A 21,084-nucleotide genomic window follows, 5' to 3' on the forward strand; every position below is an offset into this window, starting at 1 on the left:
TGTTCCTCCCGACAAACATACAAGTTTCAATAAATTGTCGTTGGTTTGAAATTGTGTGGTCCTGATTTTCATTCCGCAGCTTCTTCCGTCGCCATCGAACTGTTGCCGACGCGATTGATATCTGTGTTCGGGAAAAACTCGGACCAAACGTGCCAGAATACGCCTGCGCGCAGGGTTTCTACACGTTTTAGCTGACCCTGATCCGAGTGACCCCAGAAATCGCATTTGGCCACCGGTTGACCCGAGTCGTTATACCAAATGCCCAGGCTTTCATATTTCGGATCCAGGCTGACCACGACATCCCGTCCTCCGACTTTGGCGGTCACGATCCAGTTGTTCTCGATGATGAAATCGTCGGTCCAGCAAGCGACATCTTGACCAATCGTAATTCCCCAGACGTAGGTTTTGTTCGGCAACCGGTGGTCTGAACGATCCATGTTGTCCATCACAGGAGCGTCTTCCTGATGTTGGCGTCCGATGCCCCAGCCAAAGGTGATCTCGGTCATCATGTCCAGCAGACGCAGCAAAGGGTTCGTGGATGGTTTGTTCAGAAACACCTCACCTTCTGGATAGGCTTTCTGAAACCCGCGGAATGTCATTCGAAAGGTGGGCCAAGGCCTCATTTGCGCTTCGGGCCGGAGAGGGCAAGCAGGACCCTCGGAGTTGGGGTCGCGATCCGCCTCGCGAAAACCGTAGATATGCTGGATCGGATCGCCCGTGTCGTTGTCACGCAGTATCAAGTTGTTGCCATGCTGGGCCAGAACCTCAAGGTTCAGGCGCCGTCCTTCTATTCGCGGTGTGTACCCCTGACCCAGATTGGCCATCGCGCAGTAAGTCATTACCACATCCTCGCCCCCCAGCCCATCTACATCGCCCGCCAAATGAGGGCGCATGATCTGCGCATCCGGGTGCGCGCGCGCGTGACCATTGTGTTCGATGACGATGACTGGCGCTGTTGGACCGACATATTTTCGCGCTTCCTCGATAGAAAAATACTGGGCGTCGTTGAGCTGGTTTCTCAGGCCCAAATGCACCCACACATAGGGAAACCCATAAAGAAGCAAGGTCAGCGCAGCCGTTACGAGCCAAAGCCAGAAAGGGCCGCCCCCCAAAAGGAAATGTGCAAGGGTTGCCACTACAAATCCGCCCAGGCCAATGCCAATCAGGCGGTATTCATGCCGGATAAAGCGCACCATATTCTCGCGCTTTACTTTCAGCAGCATTTGCGAGACATCGCCAAGGTCGCGGAAATAGACAAACCCGATTCCGAGTGACACGATCAATCCCAGTGCGAAAATTATGCTACCAACCATGCTGAGATCCTCGATTTTGGTGATTACAGTCCTTCGCGGTTCATTACGAAAGAACAGGCCTACTTCTGGGGCGACGCGCGCTTGATCATGAAAGCTTCAACGGCTTGCTGTGTCTCGGGACGAATGTTCTCAATCCCCTCATAAGGCATGCCGTAGGCGGGCGGAGTATCGGGGTATTTCTCTTTCCGCGCCTTGTGGCGGCCCAGTATACGTACGAATTCCTGCCCACCCCAAGACCCGACTTCGGTTGAGACCGAGTATTCTTCGCGGGTGTCGCGGTAAAGATCGAAGAATTTTGCTAAAATTGCGCTCTCGCCGGGTCCCGGCAGTTTGAGCTTAAGCTGATCCTTAACGATCGCCTCGGGTTTCGCGACCGAATAGATGATCACGTGATCGCGTCGCGCTTTCGATTCATCCGCGAACAGTAGCGCCGCCGACTGATCGACACCATCGACCAGACGATCCCTTGGGATGAATCCATCCGCCCCGGCAAAGCGCGAGATCGTGGTATAGAGGTCCGAAACATGAATGATGCTGTTTAACAACCCGTCAGCTTCAATCATGCCCGGCCAGCGGATGAAGGCGTCCACGCGCACGCCACCTTCAGTCGTGTCGCCTTTACCGCCCGCGTAAATCAGTGGGGTAAACCCGGATTGCGGCGCGTATTTGGTAAAATGCCCATTGTCGCCCATAACCACAACGATGGTGTTTTCGCTGAGCCCTAGATCATCCATGCGCGCGAACAGATCACCCAGCCACTGATCCAGTAGCTGCATCTTGTCGACATACAAGCCGCCATTCGCGCTTTCCGGCCCGTCACGGCCGGCGCGGGTATTGTCCAGCGGGATCATCGGCCAATATTGCAGGAAGAAGGGCGCGTCCCCAGTTGCAAGGCGTTCCAGTTCCTGAAGTGTTTTATCCTGAAACGCCTGGTTCATTTCGTCGTATTTTTCGGCGTTCCAGCGTTCTCCGGCTTCCATGCGGATTTCGCGAATGGCGCCGCCGGTCTCGCCCTCGATGACGGTCATCATCGCCGAGGCATCCGGTCGGAACCAGCCGTCCAGTGTGTATTTATCCTCATAGTCCCGGATCGCGACCGAGACCTGTTCTTTGATCGCATCATCATTAAAGATTGTCAGCTGGCCCTGCTGGTGGATGGCGTGCTGGGCATAGTCAAAACCCTGATTCATTGCCCAGCTTTCGGCAATATCGCCCATATGCCACTTGCCGACGTGGCTGGTTGCATATCCTGCCTGTTTCAAGACTTCGGCCAGCGTCACTTCATTATCGGGCAATCCAAAGCCAGCGATATCGACGGTCGTATCACCCATTCCCATACGCACGGGCAAGCGGCCGGTCATTTGTGCCACGCGAGTCGGGGTGCAGGACGGTTCAGTATACATCCGAACCATACGCAACGCTTCGTCCGAAAAGTCGTTGATGTTCGGAGTGTCGTACCCACGGACAGCGTTGAGCTCGGGTATACCCATATCGCCAAAGCCCATATCGTCAATCAGAACGCTGACGATATTTGGGGGTTGCCCATTGTTGCCGTCACGAAAAGCGGCCAAAGCCTGATCAACGGCAGCGTCATCCTGCACCCATTGTTCCGCGCGTTGGGCTTGCAGAATATAAAACTCAGCATCGTGTTGAATAGGGTCGTCCTGAGCCTGCAAAGGTGGGGCGGCAATGCCTGCACACAAAACCATAAGCCATTGTAGTTTCATTCCATCTCCCCCAGGGTTCGAAGCCGAGCTTCGGTTTTTGACTTCGATGTGATTACCATCAGTAACATCGATATATTCGAATAATTACTAAATTTGTGATCTCACTGCCAACTCGTGAATACGTCGCGGGTCAGTTCGGATTCCGGGCGCAGGTTTTCAATGCCTTCATAAGGTGTACCTTTGCCAATCTCTGAATGCGGATACTTGGCGATCATCTTCTGGTGACGCTTGATCATATCTTGAAAAGATGCCCCGGCCCAAAGCGAGTAGCCCACCAAAGGGTGTTCCTCTCGGGGGTCCCTATAAATATTATAAGTCGGAGCAGCCGCGCCGGGTTGACCGGGGGCAGGAAGATGCATCTTGAACTCCTGCTTGACGACCGAGCGCAAGACAGGTCCTTCGTAGATATAGACATAGTCGCGCCGCCCATTTCCCTCGCCGTTCAACAGCAAGGCCGTCTGGTCGATGCCGTCTATTACGCGGTCCCTTGGGATAAAGTCTGTGGCTCCGGCAATTCGCGCCATCGTGGTGAAGATATCTGAGACGTGAAAGATGTCACCGGCTGCGCTGTTGGCTTCGATCACACCGGGCCAGCGAATGAACGCATCGGTTCTTACGCCGCCTTCAAGATGCTGGGTTTTGCCACCGCGATAGATCAGCTGGTTCAGACCGGATGAGCCTTCGTAGTGATACATCAGGCCATTATCCGCCATCAAAACAACAATTGTGTTGTCCGCTTTGCCAGATTCTTCAAGCTTGGCCAAAAGATCTCCGATCCAACCATCAAGCAGTTGCAGCTTGTCGGCGTGAAATCCGCCATTTCGTGAAATTGCCTGATCCGGGTAAACGAAGTTCAGCGGATAAAGCGGCCAATATTGCAAGAAGAACGGTGCATCCTCGGAAGCTACGCGTTCAAGTTGCTCGAGCGCCTGCCGTTGATATCGCTCGTTCATCTCTTCATATTTGGCCTGCGTCCACACCTCACCGGCCGACATGTCTACTTCCAGGGCGGGACCACCGGCTTCGGCTTCGACACCTGTGACAAGACCATATGGCTTGAACCGTTCATCCAGTTGGAACTGATTATTCTGCCCCTCGGGCACATAGCCGAGCATAGTGTTGGACCGCATTGCCTCGGGGGTCATGAGGCTCAGCTGTACTTGCTGGTGTAGTGGAAATGCGGCCCAGTCGAACCCTTGGTTATGTGGGTACGATTGTTCAATGTCGCCTTGGTGCCATTTTCCGACATGCGCCGTATTGTAGCCGACCTGTTTCAGTATCTCCGGCAATGTCACTTCGCTGGCCGGAAGGCCCTCTCCGACCAAAGCCACTTTGACCTCTTCCACACCGGCGCGAATTGGGTGGCGCCCGGTCAGCATGGCAGTGCGTGTGGGAGTGCAGGAAGGTTCGGTATACATGCGCATCAGCGACAAACCTTCGGTGGCCAATTGATTGATGCTGGGTGTCTCGATCCCCATGACGTAATTCATCTTGCGGTCACCCATCTGACCAAAGCTGACGTCATCAATCAGGATGTAGAGGAGGTTAGGGGGCTTATCGCCATTGGCCGCACGAATTTCGGCCAGCTTGGCGTCGACTTCAACGTCTTGTGCATCCCATGCCTCACCAAACTGCGCGCGGAGGAATTCAAACTCGCCGTCATGAACAATTGGGGTTTCCTGAGCAAGCACGGAGCCAGCACCAATCAACAACGTAGGCAAGATATATCTAAGTTTCATGTCAAACCTCCAAATCTTTGTTCCGTACCGATTCCGCACGCGCGCCCTGAGCCCGCAGGTGTCCGTCAATACTGCTGCGCAGGTCCGAGAGGCTTTCTGCCAGATCCGCGAGATAGCGCATCTGTAGAACTGAATGCGACTTTGGCGGCATCGCCATTTCTGCGAAGACCTCTTTGTAGTCGCGACAAATTTGATCGAACTCTTGGTCTTTTTCCCGCAGGTTCCGTAGCAGACGACCCGCTTTGGGAAATTGAGATTCAAAGAATTCATCATCCGTCATTGGCAGCGCTTTTTAGGCATTCTCCCTCTAAGCATGCATCCAAAAGAATATGTATTGCACGTTTCAAGCCGCATGCTACGGTAGCAACGTGACGTCAAACCCTTATTGTGAAAGGATAGTTTTTGAACGTCAGCGTGGGCAACCAGGGCCAGACTGGTACTCAATCGTTCTCGGGCGAGCAGTTGCGTGCCGCGTTGGACAAGGTTCTGAGGTCGGATGAATTCAAAGGATCCGCCCGCATGCGATCATTCCTATCTTACGTGGTGACGGAAACGCTGGAGGGTCGTTCCGACGAAATACGTGCCAAGACCATTGCGATGGATGTTTATGGATACGACGCGGATGAGTTATTGAAACGCGAGGGCGTCGTGCGTGTGGATGCCGGGCGTGTTCGGCGAAAGCTGCAATCTTATTATGACGGTAAAGGGATTGCTGACGAATTGGTTATCTCACTGCCCGTCGGGGGTTACGCACCCGAATTTTTGCCGGGCTCCAGTCGAAGCAGACGAAGCTTACGCGGAAGGCGACGGGCTACCGCAGTCGTTATCTCGCTTTCACTATTAATAGTCAGCATTCTTTTTGGTGTCCTGATTGGCCGCAATTCGCAATCTGTAGCACCCAAAACCGGCAAAACTGCAATCTACGACGTGTCACCTGCCCGTGTCGAGGCAATGAACCTAAGCGACGCAGGCCGGGATCTGATTTTCCCTGTTACGGATCTGGCCCGGCTTCAGCCCGCGTTGTTGATTTTTAAAACAGCGATTGAACGAGACCCGTTATATTACGGGGGATATGCTGGTGCTTCTCAGGTCGAAACAATGCTCGCCATTATGCAATCGGGCAAGCCCGGTTCAGACGAGTTTTTGCACGCAGCGGACAAGAATAGTGCTTACGCTTTGGAAATGGCTCCGAATGCACCTTGGCCGCTTTCAGCTCGGGCCTGGTTTGAATTTGGGGTGGGCAATTATGAAAGCGCGGTTGGATTATCCCAAAGGGCCGTAGACTTGGCACCCGATGATTCACATGTTGCTGAATTCGACGCCCTGATCTCCCTTTACACGTCCGATTTTGATCGGGTTCTGTCGCAATCAGTGAGATATAGAGCACTGGCCCAAAACGGTGGAGGGCTAGTTTTTGACAACGCATTGGGTGCGGCTCAGTTCCACACGGGAGACTATGCTGCCGCAATCCGAACGTTTGATAAAACAATATCTCGCGGTGGGCCGTTCGGACCAATTTCCGCAGCTTACCTTATGGCAGCCCACTGGAGGAACGGAGAACAAGCTGAGGCACAGCGGCTTGCAAGAGTATTTTCGGACACTTGGCCAAGCTTCCCCCTCGAAAAACTAAAGGCTCGGGTGTTTGTAGACCCACAGCCAGTTCAAGAGCTGATCAGTGCAATGATAGCTGCAGGTTGGTCAGGACCCGCCAAGCCCTGACGATTTTCTATAGGGTTTGTAATAATTCGTTCAGAGGCATGCGCTTCCAAGGAGGAGGTGCGTTGGTTGTGAAGTGGACGAACCTCCAGACGAGATCAAAACAAAGTTCATCGATACCGAATGGGTGTGTGATGGACAGACAAAGGTCTGCTCTTGGCTCCCGATGAGATAATCTTTGCACTCGCAGCGAACTTCTGCTTCCCGCCCCTTGTATCAAAGCCTGATAATGTCGTCAGCCCAGTACCATCTCATTCGTCTGTCCTTTTTAGACTAGCGAACGGCCCCGGAAGAAATCCGAGGCCGTATTCTCATATCACCAGCCAAAATGATCTATTGAAACGTTTAGGTCATGTCCTATGAAACGCCACAATCAAAGCACCCACCCCCAGCGTCAACCACATTTCGAATGCCCGCAGCTGCGGCAGGTCATGCAGCCCTCAATCATCACCATGTCATACTGGCCGCAGGACGGGCAGGCCCTGCCGCGGGGGGCGTCCATGTTGACCACCTGCGCCTGCGGGTCGGATTTCAGCCCCATCCCTTCGCCTTCGAGGAACCCGATCGCGATCATGTGCTGCTCGATCACGCCGCCGATTGCCGCCAGGATCGAGGGGATGTATTTGCCCTGCACCCAAGCCCCGCCGCGCGGATCGAACACGGCCTTCAGTTCCTCGACCACGAAAGACACGTCACCACCGCGCCGGAACACGGCCGAGATCATCCTGGTCAGGGCCAGCGTCCAAGCGTAATGCTCCATGTTCTTTGAGTTGATGAAAACCTCGAACGGACGGCGGCGGCCACCGATGACGATGTCGTTGATGGTCAAATAGATCGCGTGCTCGCTGTCGGGCCATTTCAGCTTGTAGGTCGAACCCTCAAGCGATTGCGGCCGATCCAGCGGTTCGGACATGTAGATGACATCGCCGCCATCCACCTCGTGCGGGGCATCCGCGCTTTCACCCGGCACCTTGTCGTCGCTTTCCGAGACGGTCAGAACCGAGCCGGTCACGTCGTTCGGGCGATAGGTGGTGCAGCCCTTGCAGCCCTGATCCCAGGCCTGCATATACACGTCCTTGAAGGCGTCGAACGAGATGTCCTCGGGGCAGTTGATCGTCTTCGAGATCGAGCTGTCGATCCATTTCTGTGCCGCGGCCTGCATCTTGACGTGCTCGGCCGGGGTCAATGTCTGGGCGTTCACGAAAAAGTCGGGCAGCTCGACATCGCCGAACTTGTCGCGCCACATCTGAACGGCATAGTCCACCACCTCTTCCTCGGTCCGCGAGCCATCCTTCTGCAAAACCTTGCGAGTGTAGGCATAGGCAAAAACAGGCTCGATCCCCGACGACACGTTCCCCGCGTACAGAGAGATCGTCCCAGTGGGCGCGATCGAGGTCAGCAGCGCGTTGCGGATACCGTGTGCACGGATGGCTTCGCGGACATCGTCATCCATCTGCTGCATCGTGCCGCTGGCCAGGTATTTCTCGGCATCGAACAGGGGGAACGCCCCTTTTTCCTTGGCCAAGTCGACCGACGCCAGATACGCGGCGCGGGCGATCGCGTGCAACCAGCGCTCGGTCTGACGCGCCGCCTCGTCGGACCCATAACGCAGGCCCAGCATCAACAGCGCATCCGCCAGTCCGGTCACGCCCAGCCCGATGCGGCGTTTGTCCTGCGCTTCAGCCTCTTGTTCGGCCAGTGGGAATTTTGACACATCAACGACATTGTCCATCATCCGGACAGCCGTGGCGACAAGTTCTTGCAGGGCCTTTTCATTCAAACGGGCTTTTGCCTCAAACGGTTCAACCACCAAACGCGCCAGATTGATCGAACCCAACAGGCAGGCGCCATAGGGCGGCAATGGCTGTTCGCCGCACGGGTTCGTGGCCGCGATGGTTTCAACATAGCTCAGGTTGTTGGCCTGGTTGATCCGGTCGATGAAGATCACGCCCGGTTCGGCATAGTCATAGGTGGCCTGCATGATCTTGTTCCACAGATCACGTGCCTGAACCGTGTGATAGACCTTGCCGTCAAAGATCAGATCCCATGAGGCATCGGCCTTGACCGCTTCCATGAACGGATCGGTCACCAGAACCGACATGTTGAACATGCGCAGGCGGGCCGGGTCGGATTTGGCGGTGATGAACTGTTCTATGTCCGGGTGGTCACAGCGCATGGTCGCCATCATAGCGCCCCGGCGCGAGCCCGCCGACATGATCGTGCGGCACATGGCATCCCAGACATCCATAAAGCTCAGCGGCCCCGACGCATCCGCCGCGACGCCTTTCACGTCAGCACCACGCGGGCGGATGGTCGAGAAATCATAGCCGATCCCCCCGCCCTGCTGCATGGTCAGCGCGGCCTCTTTCAGCATGTCGAAAATGCCGCCCATGCTGTCGGGCACCGTACCCATGACAAAACAGTTGAACAGGGTCACCTGACGCGCGGTGCCGGCACCTGCTGTGATCCGCCCGGCAGGCAGGTATTTGAAATCTTCCAGCGCCTCATAGAATTGCTCTTCCCAGTGCCCCGGGTCGTTTTCCACCCGCGCCAGATCACGGGCGATGCGCCGCCAACTGTCTTCAACCGTCTGATCGATGGGGGTGCCATCCGCCTGTTTAAAGCGGTACTTCATATCCCAGATCTGCTCGGCGATGGGGGCGGCAAAGCGGCTCATTGGTGATTCCCTGTGCTGAAAGAGGTATCCAGACTACCTCAAATCACATGCGCACCACAACACCTTGATGACATCTGGAACCAAGCTACAATATAAAGATGATCCTAGGGACGACTCTGTGGGAAAGCTGTGGATAATTACGTAAACCTCATAAAACTGTCCGTTGGTTCGGAAAGCGTCGACACGCTGATGGCCTGGCAGGACAGCTATCGCCAGCGGTTCGCAGATGGCCTGCCACGCCACGTCACCCGCATGTGGCCCAAGCGCGAAGCCGAAATTCTGAACGGCGGATCGATCTATTGGGTCATCAAGGGCGTAATCCAGTGTCGCCAACGGATCCTGCGGCTGGATGAAGTGATCGGAGACGATGGTATCCGCCGCTGTGCCATTGTGCTAGACCCCAAGCTGCACCGCACACAGAACGCCCTGAAACGCCCGTTTCAGGGATGGCGTTATCTCAAGCCTGAAGATACCCCTGCCGATTTGCCGAAAAACCGCGAGCAGGACGATGCCCTACCCGATGATCTGAACCGCGCCCTGGCGGAAATCGGGGTTCTATAAAGGCCGGCACCAGACCATCCGCAATGTGATGCTTTGAGGATGCCAACAAAATCGCATAGAATGTTTACTTGATTTTATTAAGTTAACGAGGGCAACCTATGATGATTGGACAATTTCGAACAATCGTATTGGCGGCTGTATTTGTAGCAGGTGGAACAAGCGTTCTCGCCGCCCCAAAGGATGGAACCTATAGCCTGACCGTGCCGTCCAAAAATCCGTTCCCGGTGTCGGTTACAATTACCGGCGGCAACATTGCAGGCATCACATCCTCAACGCTGCAAAATATCAACGGCACCAGCGTTTCGGGGAACAGCAAAAAGCAATCCATCAGTTTCAACTTCGACAGCGCGAACTGCGGAGGCGGCAACACCGGCACCATGACATTCGACCTGAGAAAGAATGTCGTGTTCAAAAAAAGGAAAGGGACGTGCAGGTCAAAACGTTTTGACATCAGCAAATCAGTGACCGCTGCCCCTGATTAAGTTTTGCTCACCCGGTCCATTACTTCCGCAAGCACCCGCTTGTCATCAGGCAAATAACTGGCCACCCGACTACGCCACAGCGTGGCCTGCGATTGCAGGATCAGACCGTCCGAGAGGATCTTCAGGTGGTTCGCGCGCAGGGTCTCTCCGGTCGAGGTGATGTCGGCAATTGCTTCAGCGGTTTCATTCATCACCGTGCCTTCAGTCGCGCCCTGACTGTCGACCAGCGTGTAATCGGCCACGCCCGCTTCTGTCAGGAATTCCCGAACCAGACGGTGGTACTTGGTGGCAATCCGCAGCCGGTGGCCATGGGTTTTGCGAAACGCGGCTGCTGCCGCGTCCAGATCATCAAGCGTATCGACATCGACCCAACATGCCGGGATTGCGATGATCAGATCAGCCTTGCCGAATCCAAGCTGCGAAACCTCTTCAACCTGCTGTTCCCAGCGCGGCAGTTTCTCGTGCACCAGATCGATCCCGGTGACGCCCAGATGAATCCGCCCCGCCGCCAGTTCACGCGGGATTTCCCCCGCCGACAGCAGGATCAGAGAGACCCCGTCGATCCCTTCGACCTTGCCCGCATATTCCCGGTCCGACCCGCTGCGTGACAAGGTGATGCCGCGTTTTTCGAACCACGAGAAGGTCTTTTCCATCAACCGGCCCTTCGAGGGCACACCCAGTTTCAGGCTCATACAGCACCCTCCTCGATCTCCAGCATCAGGTCGGGGCGCAACACGCCGCCGACAGCCGGGATTTCGTCTCCACGGCCCAATTGCCGTGTCAGCGCGTCATAGCGCCCGCCCGTGGCGATCGGAGGCAAATCAGGCCGACCTTCCGCGTAAAACCCAAAAACGAAACCATCGTAATATTCCATTGATGTCCGACCATAGGCGGCCTCGAAATCCAACCGCTCGACATCGACTCCACGTGCTTGCAGTGCAGCCACACGCGCCTCCAGCCGGTCCAGGGCGGGCGTGACCTGCGGCAGATCCACCGCCACGTCGCGCAGCTGTTCCAGCGCAAATGGCATGGTCTCGCGCACATTCAGCAACGTTTCCAGCCCGGCCAGCTCATTGTCGGAAATCGGCGGCGTATCACGGTCTTCGCGCAGGGCTTCAATGCGCGCTGCGATTTCGGCCTTGCGGCGCTTGCCGATCATAGGGGCATCAAAGGCCATCGGATCGGCAGCGTCCAGCAGCGCGGTTCGCCCTTCCGAGGGCGCCTTGCGACCTGCAAACCGATCCAGCAAGATACGGAATCGGCGCGGTCTCCACAGGTGCCGCATAAGAGCGGCCTTGCGGCGCTCGGTCGTACGCAGCCCTTCGACCGCGGCGGTGAGGATACCGATATCCCCGGTTGCCGCACGCAAGGGCAGCCCGCGCAGTTGCAGCGCCATCAGCGAAAACACTTCGGCATCGGCACCAGCGGGATCTTCGCGGTCAAACACCTCATACCCCACCTGAATATACTCGTTCGAGCGGTCCGGGTCGTGTTCCTGACGGCGGAACACCTCACCGGAATAGGTATAGCGTGCAGGCTCGGCCCCGTCTCGCATGTGCATCTGAACAACAGGCAGGGTGAAGTCCGGGCGCAGCATCTGCTCGCCCCGCAGCGCGTCCGAGGTGACGTAGGCACGGGCGCGGATATCCTCGCCATAAAGGTCCAGCAACACTTCAGCGGGTTGCAACAGAGGCGTATCCACCACCTGCGCGCCCGCAGCCTCGAACCGAACACGCATCATCGCGGCACGGGCCTGTATCTGGGAACGGTTGGGCATGGGTCAGTCCTGACTGTCCAGAATTTCACGCACTTTCGCGACCAGATCAGCGCGCGATACTTCGAACTGGCTGGGGCGTTCTTTCCATTCCTCCAGCGTGGCGCTTTCGGCGATTTTGGTTCCAAGGATCAGGTCCTTGATCTGCACGATGCCTTTTGCCTTTTCGTCCCCGCCTTCGATCACCGCAACCGGAGAGTTGCGCTTGTCCGCGTATTTCAACTGATTGCCGAAATTCTTGGGATTGCCCAGATAGACCTCGGCCCGGATGCCCGCGTTGCGCAGCTCGGCCACCATCGCCTGATAATCGGCCATCCTGTCGCGATCCATGACGGTGACGACCACAGGGCCTTTGGCCTGGGCGCTGATCCGACCCTTTTCGCGCAGGGCCGCCAGCAGGCGGTCAACACCGATGGAAACGCCGGTCGCGGGCACTTCCTGTCCGGTGAAACGCTTCACCAGATCGTCATAGCGCCCGCCGCCCGATACGGACCCGAACTGCCGCTTGCGGCCTTTCTCGTCAAAGATCTCAAAGGTCAGTTCGGCCTCATAGACCGGCCCGGTATAATAACCCAGACCGCGCACGACCGAAGGATCGATCTGGATGCGATCAGCGCCATAGCCGCCCGCGGCCAGCAACTCGCCGATCTGTTCCAATTCCGAAATGCCTTCGGCGCCGATTTTGCTGTCACCCACGGCCGCTCGCAGGTTGGCCAGCGTTCCGGCGGCATCATCGGCTTTGGAGGTCAGGAAGGCGATCACCGGCTCGGCCTGATCGTCGGACAGGCCCACACCGTCGATGAACGCGCCCGAGGCATCCAGCCGGCCCTTGGTCAGCAACTCGCGCACGCCCTGCCCGCCAACTTTGTCGAATTTGTCGATGGTGCGCAGAACGTCGTCCCGCGCTGCCGCGTCTTCACCCAAACCCATCGCTTCGAGCACGCCGTTCAAAACCTTGCGGTTGTTGACCCGGACCAGATAATCGCCGCGTGGAATGCCCACGGTTTCCAGCGTATCCGACAGCATGGCGCAGATTTCGGCGTCCGCAGCCATGCTGGCCGTCCCCACCGTATCCGCATCACACTGATAGAATTGGCGATACCGCCCTGGCCCCGGCTTTTCGTTGCGCCAGACCGGACCCATCGCATAGCGGCGATAGGGCGTGGGCAAATCGTTGCGGTGTTGGGCATAGACCCGGGCCAAAGGTGCTGTCAGATCATAGCGCAGCGCCATCCAATCGCCGTTGCCGCCCTCGTCAAACTCCTGCCACGCAAAGACGCCCTCGTTCGGGCGGTCCACGTCGGGCAGGAACTTGCCCAGCGCCTCGACGGTCTCGACCGCACTGCTTTCAAGTGCGTCGAACCCGTAACGATGATACACGCCCGCAATCGTCCGCAGCATCTCGGTGCGCTGCGTGACTTCCTCGCCGAAATAGTCACGGAACCCTTTCGGCGTGACGGCCTTGGGGCGGGGCTGTTTCTTGGGCTTGGCCATGTGGGGCGTCCTTGGGAGTGTCCTTGTTCCGCGCGCGGTCTATCCCATGGTCCGCATCGGGGCAAGGCGCGCTTTCTCTGGCCTTGGGCCGACTGTGTCGCTATGACCAGCGCAAGACAGGAGTTCCCCATGCAGCATCTGGAAGAAGAGATCGCCCATCTGACCCGTACCGTGGACGAGCTGAACACGGTCGTCACCAGACAACAGTCGGAAATCGACCGGCTGACCCAACGGGTTGAAATGCTGTTGCAGCGCGAAGCAGAACGGGCGCAGGAAGGATCAGGCGGCGTTGTCTTTGGTGACGAACGCCCGCCGCATTATTGAGTGGCCGGGAGGCCGTTTCTTCCGTTTTGTACAGGCGCTTGGGGCGTGGTAGTCCGTTTTGTACGAAACGTCTCAGGGCCGAACCGTCACACTCGGACAGAAACCGCGTTGGGTAACGGCGCCGGGTATGGGTCAGTTGTCAGTAGTGCGGACAAACCCGCCGCCCGGCCCAATGGCGTCAATTGGCGCTTCCGGCGCTTAATTGCTATTTCCATGGACATCCATGAACGGCAGCTTTCTGCATTAAAACCTTCCGAACAGTCTGCTTGGGACAACCAAATAGACCCTGCGGTTCACGTGAAGACCGAACTTATGCTGCTCCAACCGTGCCAAAGCACAGATGCAGAAACAGCCGCGGTTATCATTGCGGGGATTCCGTCTTTCCAGGAGTCAAATATCAGGTGACAGAAGATGGCTCCGACGGATGTTGCCAAAAGTGCTGCTGCTCCGAGCGGACCCAGCCAGGACTGTTGGAACCAGATTGTGACGGCTCCGAACAATTCAATGAGACCCACCAAGAACATGGCCTGCCGATTGAGGCCATAGCTTTCGAACATTGCGAGCTGTGTTTCGAAGATCTTCCTTTGCCAACCCGCAAGTTTGATTGAGCTCGCGAGCAGGAAGAACGCTGACAGGAGCGCAATGACTATCGTTAAGGTCATTCTTCTGGTTCCGTGTAAGAGCGCTTGAAAGCCTGTGGGGACTGACCAGTCCACCTCCGGAACGCCCGTGAGAATGCAGTCGGGTCGGAAAACCCGAGTTGCTGAGCGGTGTTAGTGACCGAGCAGGATTTCACACCCAACAGTTCAATCGCTTTCTCTCGTTTCATGCGTGCAATGACCTTGGAAGTTGTCTCGCCACGTTCCGACAGACGCGCATTCAGGGTATTTGGATGCAAACCGACCGTGCGCGCGGCCTCTACCGCTGTAAACGCCGGATCAGCCAGTCGAGACCGGACGATGTCTTCGAACCCGGCCAAAAAATCGAGCGGGGCCGCAAGTTCCATGACTGATGGGTGATACTCGGGGTTGTTCTCCATCATGTCCTCTGAGAGGCGATGGTTCAGCCAGATGGATGGGAAGCGTATCGAAAACCCTCGATCGTCGCAGGGAATGCCAGTGACCCCGTAAAACTGTTTGGGCAAAACGTTAGGGTTGGCCAGTTGCAGTACGATCTCACGCGGATCCCAACGGAAATCGATCACTCGGTGCAGCAAAGAAATCCAGATCCCGATCATGAAGCCATCGGCTTGGGCAGGTGACACTGACGAGCGAAAATGCCGTCGGGCCGCAAAGTAGGCATATTCGTCTTCTACGACTAAGGACTGAGTGACTGCATTTGACTCCTTCGAAACAATCTGGGTGAAACGTGTGAACAAGTCACCCAGCGTATAGGCCTTTGCAAGCTCCTGCCCTTTTGGAAGGAAGCGCTTGAGATCAACAGACTGGCCAACCCGAGTGCAAAAATCTGCTCCTTCGGCTTCAGATGCGGCATTGAAGGCTGCATATACGGTTTCATGTGACAGAAATTGCTCAGGTGCGATCATAGTTGCCGCGTCAAAACTCAGATGTGCGAAGACATCATCAGCATCCTGCCCCCGCGCGCGTAACGCCGCGACGACCGGCGCCAGTACTGTTGCCCGCACCAATGGCAGATCAGAGTCTTTTGGTGTTTTGCGATTCCCGAACATATTTGCTCCCTCTACTGGGACTCGTGCCTGCGCCACGGCGTGCTTTCCAGAAAAAAGTTCAATAACCTGACCAAATTCTAACCGAAAAATCTCTAACCTTAGGATACGGTCAAGCATTTTCCAAATGAAGGTGTCATATTCATAAAATGAAATGAACTAGTCGACATCGATCACGCAACTAGGGATTTGACATGGCAAGATATTGCAAAAGAGTTTTCGCTGCCTTGACATTTGTAACGCTGACGCTGTCCACCTCGACTGCATTTGCTCAGCAGGAAGCGCCATCAGTCACCTTGTTCAAAAACGTGAAAGTTTTTGATGGGAACACCGATGGTCTTCTGGACCTGGATGTTCTTGTTGTCGGCAACAAGATCCACAAGGTCGCCGAAGACATTCCAGAGACCGGTACATGGGAAGTGCAAGCTGGTCCGAGTGGGCCATTGTATTCAGAAATTCATAGCGGCAGCAGTGGCTACACTTTCATCATCGAGGGCGAAGAAGGGACGCAGACAGTCGAACTGTCGCCCAATGTCATTGACGGCGGGGGACGCACCTTGATGCCGGGCATGATTGATAGCCATACGCATTTTAACCTTTCTATGGACGGCGGGCGTCCGGGCATGGAAATGGCCAGGTGGGACTATATGGCGGGACATGCCTCGTCTGCTGCATTGGAGTGGTTCTACGATGGCTTCACGACAGTGCGTGATATGGGGGGCATGGCCGACGGATTGCGACGTGTCATCGACAACGGCCTAATGGAAGGACCTCGCATCTACAGCGCTGCCGGGATGATCAGCCAAAGCGCTGGTCACGGTGATCTCTTGTTTGAAAGCCAGACAAGTCCCCAACAGAGTAGCACCTGGCGCAATGGCATATACCACATTGCAAACAGCCCTGATGAAGTTCGAGCAGCCGTTCGCAGGAACTTTAATGCGGGCGCCACCCATATGAAAATCATGATGGCCGGTGGTGTTGCCAGCAACAAAGGTCCCTTTGAGGCCTCTCAATACACCGACGCTGAAATTATCGCCGCAGTAGAAGAAGCTGCAACGCGTGGAACCTATGTTGCAGCGCACCTTTATCTTGATGAAGCCATTCGCCGTGCGCTCGATTTGGGTGTCATGTCGATTGAACATGGACAGTTCCTACAGGAAGACACGGCCATGTTGATGAAGGAAAAAGGTGCCTTCATTTCTCCTTACATTGCAGCCGTCATGAGCGAAGACATCCTGACCCATCCGGTCTATGGCAATCCTTCAACATTTGAGTACGCCAGAACACTTATGATGAAAGAGGGAACAAAAAACTTCGCTGAAGTCATCAAAAAGGTGAAGCCGAACATTGTGTTCTCAATCGACATCGTGAGTACCAATGGCATGGCCGCAAGACACCACCGGGACCATGAGAAATGGATATTCGCAGATACATTTGGCAACTATGAAACACTGAAAGCAATGACGTCCACTGGCGGCAAGCTTGCCGCCTTGACCGGTGGCAGTAACCCTTACCCCGCACCTCTTGGTGTCATCGAGGAAGGCGCATACGCCGACATTCTGCTTGTCGATGGAAATCCGCTTGAGGACATCACTGTTCTGGGCGGAAACCCTTCATGGTTCAACGCAGAACCGCGTCCGCGTGGCATCAAGACCATCAACCTCATCATGAAGGATGGCGTGATCTACAAGAACACTCTGCAATAATCCCTCGGGAGGCGGGGCTTCGGCCCTGCCTTCCATTGTTAAGAGAAAGAGTTGTGATGAAGATCAAAACAATGACTTCCCTGAGAGCAGTACTGGCCTTGTCGCTGACCTGCTCTGCCGCTCTTGCGCAGGACGACGCGCCGCCACGGACCCTGTTCACCAATGTTCATGTCTTTGACGGCATGAACGAGGCGCGGATCGAGAATGCCAGCGTTCTGGTCGAGGCCAACCTTATCAAGCAGGTCTCGGCAGAGACCATCGACGCGCCGGATGCTACGGTTATTGACGGTGGCGGGCGCACACTGATGCCAGGTATGTTGGATATGCACGTTCATATCTCGACCTTCGGGCCCGTGCAAACGCAATCGCGCGACGGGCTGCATCCCTACGCTCATGGTGCGTTGGCCGCAGATCGTGCCGAAGGGATGCTGATGAACGGATTTACCACAGTACGGGATCTGGGTGGTCCGTCAAATTTCATGCGTCTAATCATCGACGAGGGCGTCATGGTGGGGCCTCGCATCTATCCCACGGAAAACTGGATCACCACAACATCCGGTCATGGCGATTTCCGTGAATTGAATGACTCCCACCCGAATATCGCTGGCGGACGGCAACATTTCTACGAAGATTATGTTACGATTATCGCTGACGGGCGGGCGGAAACCCTGCGCGCGGCGCGTGAAGCATTCCGTCGCGGTGCGGTACAGCTCAAACTGTTCACCGGAGGCGGTGTAACAAGTTTGTTTGATCCACTTCATTCGGGCCCTCTTGATGAAGAGGTCCAAGCAGTCGTTGAGGTGGCGGAGCGCTGGGATACCTATGTCGCGTCTCATGCACACACCGCTGCTGCGCTTCAGCAGGCTATCGACAATGGCGTGATGTCGATTGAGCACGCACCCTATCTGACCGATGAGCAGGCCAAGACGATGATTGAAAACGGCATGTTTCTGTCCACTGCGTTTTCGCCAGTGTTTTCAATCTCAGTGGAACAAGCTGAAAAGGCTTATCCACCAGAAAGCTTTGCAAAGTGGAGCGTTATTCGGGACGCATCGGCAAACTTGCTGGAAGTCATGAAAAACAACCCTGACCTGAAAGTGGTTCTTGCATCAGATCATATTCCCCAATGGAATACTGGTCGCGAATATGATGATCGCGCGCTAGATGAGTTCGAGTTTTTCTCAGAAGCTATTGGCAACTTCCGGACACTAAAGTCGTTTACCTCGACAGCCGGAGAACTGAATGCTCTGACCGGCCAGATGAATCCATACCCAGAAGGCCCGTTGGGCGTCATTCAAGAAGGCGCCTATGCAGACCTATTGCTGGTCGATGGCAATCCTCTGGAAAACATCGAGATCATGAAGGATCCGGACACAAATCTAAAAATCATCATGAAGGACGGCGTGATCTACAAGAACACGCTGAACTGAGCGATGGGCGGGATGGTTCACCTCGTCCATCCCGCCCGTTTGTAAAAACCATTAGAGGAACCAAAAAAAAGACATAGGAGAAAGAGACCCGTGGCAAGAAAGCTTTTGCAAGCCACACTGATCACAACCTTGCTTTGCGCGGCCGTAGTGAACGCACAGAGCAGTGGTCCGGGGGTTTTCAGTGCGGAAGGAGAAGGAGTGGTTGTGCCAGCCAAAAGCTGGGATGTGTCGGCAGCCGCCGAAAACCAGATCGACACTGTCCACTTTATTGAAGGTCAATTCGTCAAAGAAGGTGATCTACTGGTGACTTTCGACCAGGTCTTCAAGCAATGGGATGCCAAAATCGGTGAGTTGGCTCACCAGCAGGCCGTGGCTGAACTGGAGTTGGCCCAGGCTGACCTGTCCAGAAAGAAGCGGTTGGGCACCAATTCTGTGTCTGAAGTTGAGATTGCGCAAGCTGAAGCGCGTGTCAAAATCGCCGAAGCGACCGTTGAGACAAAGAGGCTCAATGCGGAAAAGGCCAAGGCTATCTCAGATCTCCAGCTCATCCACGCACCGTTCGACGGCCAGATGAGTGCGCCGCGGTTTCGCGATAATGCAAACGTCGTCGCCGACTCGCCCGAAATCGGAACCCTGTATCAACTGGATCCGATCCACGTTCGCGTGGAGGGAACGTACGAGAAGCATCAGGAACGCATCCTCGCGGGCGAAAGCCACGACAGTGTAATGGGCAGCCTGACTCTGGTGCTAGAACTGCCGGGAGGGAGTGAATTTCCACATCACGGACGCCTTATCTCAACGCCGTTTGAATTCGATCCGGAGACAGGGATTGGCTACAGCATCGCCGAATTCCCCAATCCTGAATTCCTATTGCGCCCCGGCATGAAGGTATTGGTCACGTCTTATGAAAACTCGAAATGATCCAAAGAAAGGGATATCAAATGAAAACTTGGACATCTCCGTTTCTGGCTTCAGCTGCATTGGCGGGACTTGCTACGGTTGCCGCTTCTGAAGCAGCAGACCACGGATCGCACTGGAATTTGATGTCTGACGCTTATGCTCGCGTCGGCGAGATTCTGAAATCTGAGGAAGGCACCACTGCCGTCGAGCGCTTGAACGAAGAATTGTCCGCGCTGAAAGAGGCGTGCGATAAGTTGGAAGTGAAAAATCAGAACGCGCCATGTCACGAAGATGTACGGCGTCTTCTTTCCATTGCGACCTTCAACGCTGACCCCAATGATCCAAATCGAAACAAGACATTTCCAACGCATATTCCCGATTTTGTCAGCCCGGAGATGCGTGAGGTGATGGTTAACTGGACGCCCAATTGGCTCACCAGCAGTTGGGAAGGCTACCCAGACCCAACGGACTACGGTGCATGGCAGTCGTTGCACGATGAATTGATCGATCCGATGGAGGCCGCCGGCAAACAACTTTTAAAGACTTACAATTTGTCGACCGAGGAACGTGAGATAGGTGGTGTTAGAACGGTCATTATCAGTCCGAGCGAAAACCGCCATCCGGGAAAGATACTCATTCATGCACATGGTGGTGCCTTTTACGGAAACACTCCGGAAACAACGTTTGACCGGACAGCACCACTTGCCAATCATATGGGCATCGACATTGCCTCCGTCGATTACAAATTGATGCCAGCCCCCGACTGGGACATTTTGGACCAGCGGGATCAGGTGATCGCCGTTTTTGATGCACTGACCGGAGAGGGCGGTGGCTATAAACCAGAGAACGTCGGAATTTACGGTTGTTCCGCGGGCGGCGGATTGGTGGCGATGGCGACAAATGCCATGTCGCATCGCGGAGGAGCGCTGCCTGGTGCGGCCGTAATGCAAAGCCCGCAGACTGATTTCTCGTTCAACAGCGATTCGACATGGACGCTGCGGTACGACGATCCACGCACTAACGTAGATCACTTGATCGACTCAGTCTGGCCGATGCTGGGAATTACTGAAGAGAAAGCACAAGATCCGCGCTACTCTACTGTGTACGACAATTTCGAGGGGCGAGATTTCCCTCCGACGATGGTACAGACTGGGTCTAAGGAAATTCAGATGAGCGACGGCATACGCATGTACGGAGTCCTGCGTAGTGCGGGCCACGAGGCAATTCTGGATGTTCACGACGCCATGCAACACTGCTTCCACGGTCATTCCGAGACACCGGAATCCGCTGAAGCTGTTCGCCGCGTCGCTGTGTTCCTAGAAGAGCATCTTGGTTCGGAATGAGAAAAATGGATCGCTGAAAGGAGGGGGCGAGTGGCTTGGAGAGACGCTTTGAAGCCGCTCGCCCATATTGAAAAACGTAAGAAAATGGACGTTGTCAAGTCTCAGCGGATCGAGGCCGTTTTCCGCATTCGGGACCTATGATCCGAGCGCCGTGAACGGCCGATGTCCGCCCTTCGCGCTGATGCTGCACAAAATACGCATGCGCACAATG

General features: G+C 55.5%; 18 protein-coding genes. 8 read left to right on the top strand and 10 right to left on the bottom strand.

Annotated features, from left to right (window positions below; translation table 11 throughout):
• Positions 1-68 precede the first annotated feature (68 nt).
• From ACR3E6_RS17470 to ACR3E6_RS17485, 4 genes are all read right to left on the bottom strand, one after another.
• On the bottom strand, positions 69-1,313 hold the full coding sequence (locus tag ACR3E6_RS17470) for a DUF3179 domain-containing (seleno)protein (protein ID WP_480488430.1): 1,245 nt from the start codon (positions 1,311-1,313) through the stop codon (positions 69-71).
• Positions 1,314-1,372: 59 nt separating this feature from the next.
• Positions 1,373-3,040 carry a sulfatase-like hydrolase/transferase gene (locus ACR3E6_RS17475; RefSeq protein WP_171724060.1) on the bottom strand — a complete coding sequence of 556 codons (1,668 nt, stop codon included), beginning with the start codon at positions 3,038-3,040 and terminating at the stop codon, positions 1,373-1,375.
• Positions 3,041-3,141: 101 nt separating this feature from the next.
• Positions 3,142-4,779, bottom strand: a complete 1,638-nt coding sequence (locus ACR3E6_RS17480) for a sulfatase-like hydrolase/transferase (RefSeq protein ID WP_480488432.1) — start codon at positions 4,777-4,779, stop codon at positions 3,142-3,144.
• A gap of 1 nt (position 4,780) precedes the next feature.
• Positions 4,781-5,059: a hypothetical protein gene (locus ACR3E6_RS17485; RefSeq protein ID WP_170347524.1), complete on the bottom strand. Its 279-nt coding sequence runs from the start codon at positions 5,057-5,059 to the stop codon at positions 4,781-4,783.
• Positions 5,060-5,181: 122 nt separating this feature from the next.
• Between ACR3E6_RS17485 and ACR3E6_RS17490 the strand changes: the two genes are divergently transcribed.
• Positions 5,182-6,498 (top strand): tetratricopeptide repeat protein, encoded by a 1,317-nt coding sequence (locus tag ACR3E6_RS17490; protein WP_216600164.1) that lies wholly within the window; start codon positions 5,182-5,184, stop codon positions 6,496-6,498.
• A gap of 391 nt (positions 6,499-6,889) precedes the next feature.
• On the opposite strand, the gene ACR3E6_RS17495 is transcribed toward ACR3E6_RS17490, so the two are convergent.
• Positions 6,890-9,172 (bottom strand): adenosylcobalamin-dependent ribonucleoside-diphosphate reductase, encoded by a 2,283-nt coding sequence (locus tag ACR3E6_RS17495; RefSeq protein WP_480488434.1) that lies wholly within the window; start codon positions 9,170-9,172, stop codon positions 6,890-6,892.
• Positions 9,173-9,301: 129 nt separating this feature from the next.
• Here ACR3E6_RS17495 and ACR3E6_RS17500 point away from each other — a divergent pair, with 129 nt between their 5' ends.
• Together ACR3E6_RS17500 and ACR3E6_RS17505 are read left to right on the top strand one after the other, a co-directional pair.
• The gene (locus ACR3E6_RS17500; RefSeq protein ID WP_171119093.1) at positions 9,302-9,733 is read left to right on the top strand and encodes a DUF1489 family protein; all 432 of its coding nucleotides are present in this window, start codon (positions 9,302-9,304) and stop codon (positions 9,731-9,733) included.
• Positions 9,734-9,831: 98 nt separating this feature from the next.
• Positions 9,832-10,215 carry a hypothetical protein gene (locus tag ACR3E6_RS17505; protein ID WP_480488436.1) on the top strand — a complete coding sequence of 128 codons (384 nt, stop codon included), beginning with the start codon at positions 9,832-9,834 and terminating at the stop codon, positions 10,213-10,215.
• Here ACR3E6_RS17505 and hisG read toward each other — a convergent pair.
• Genes hisG through hisS form a run of 3 tightly spaced genes read right to left on the bottom strand, consistent with a single transcriptional unit; the run spans position 10,212 to position 13,483 of the window.
• On the bottom strand, positions 10,212-10,907 hold the full coding sequence (gene hisG, locus ACR3E6_RS17510) for an ATP phosphoribosyltransferase (RefSeq protein ID WP_171172729.1): 696 nt from the start codon (positions 10,905-10,907) through the stop codon (positions 10,212-10,214). The two genes, ACR3E6_RS17505 and hisG, sit on opposite strands and share 4 nt — an antisense overlap.
• Positions 10,904-11,992 carry an ATP phosphoribosyltransferase regulatory subunit gene (locus ACR3E6_RS17515; protein ID WP_480488438.1) on the bottom strand — a complete coding sequence of 363 codons (1,089 nt, stop codon included), beginning with the start codon at positions 11,990-11,992 and terminating at the stop codon, positions 10,904-10,906. The genes hisG and ACR3E6_RS17515 overlap by 4 nt, the downstream gene beginning before the upstream one ends.
• Positions 11,993-11,995: 3 nt before the next feature.
• Positions 11,996-13,483, bottom strand: a complete 1,488-nt coding sequence (gene hisS / locus ACR3E6_RS17520) for a histidine--tRNA ligase (protein WP_171723864.1) — start codon at positions 13,481-13,483, stop codon at positions 11,996-11,998.
• 129 nt (positions 13,484-13,612) lie between these two features.
• Here hisS and ACR3E6_RS17525 point away from each other — a divergent pair, with 129 nt between their 5' ends.
• Positions 13,613-13,807 carry a SlyX family protein gene (locus ACR3E6_RS17525; protein WP_152460143.1) on the top strand — a complete coding sequence of 65 codons (195 nt, stop codon included), beginning with the start codon at positions 13,613-13,615 and terminating at the stop codon, positions 13,805-13,807.
• Between the two features lie 293 nt (positions 13,808-14,100).
• On the opposite strand, the gene ACR3E6_RS17530 is transcribed toward ACR3E6_RS17525, so the two are convergent.
• Positions 14,101-14,469, bottom strand: a complete 369-nt coding sequence (locus tag ACR3E6_RS17530) for a DoxX family protein (protein ID WP_171637055.1) — start codon at positions 14,467-14,469, stop codon at positions 14,101-14,103.
• The gene (locus ACR3E6_RS17535; RefSeq protein WP_480488440.1) at positions 14,466-15,614 is read right to left on the bottom strand and encodes a helix-turn-helix domain-containing protein; all 1,149 of its coding nucleotides are present in this window, start codon (positions 15,612-15,614) and stop codon (positions 14,466-14,468) included. The genes ACR3E6_RS17530 and ACR3E6_RS17535 overlap by 4 nt, the downstream gene beginning before the upstream one ends.
• Before the next feature lie 107 nt (positions 15,615-15,721).
• Between ACR3E6_RS17535 and ACR3E6_RS17540 the strand changes: the two genes are divergently transcribed.
• The 4 genes from ACR3E6_RS17540 to ACR3E6_RS17555 all read left to right on the top strand — a co-directional run bounded on the left by ACR3E6_RS17540 (position 15,722) and on the right by ACR3E6_RS17555 (position 20,873).
• Positions 15,722-17,200, top strand: coding sequence for a metal-dependent hydrolase family protein (locus ACR3E6_RS17540; protein WP_209835358.1), 1,479 nt, complete (start codon positions 15,722-15,724; stop codon positions 17,198-17,200).
• 71 nt (positions 17,201-17,271) lie between these two features.
• Entirely contained in the window at positions 17,272-18,630 is a 1,359-nt protein-coding gene (locus ACR3E6_RS17545) for an amidohydrolase family protein (RefSeq protein ID WP_171637059.1), read from the top strand.
• 90 nt (positions 18,631-18,720) lie between these two features.
• A complete protein-coding gene (locus ACR3E6_RS17550; protein ID WP_171723869.1) occupies positions 18,721-19,551 on the top strand; it encodes an efflux RND transporter periplasmic adaptor subunit in 831 nt (276 codons plus the stop codon).
• A gap of 20 nt (positions 19,552-19,571) precedes the next feature.
• Positions 19,572-20,873: an alpha/beta hydrolase gene (locus ACR3E6_RS17555; protein WP_480488442.1), complete on the top strand. Its 1,302-nt coding sequence runs from the start codon at positions 19,572-19,574 to the stop codon at positions 20,871-20,873.
• Positions 20,874-21,084: the final 211 nt, after the last annotated feature.

Source organism: Ruegeria sp. AL3 (assembly GCF_056536065.1).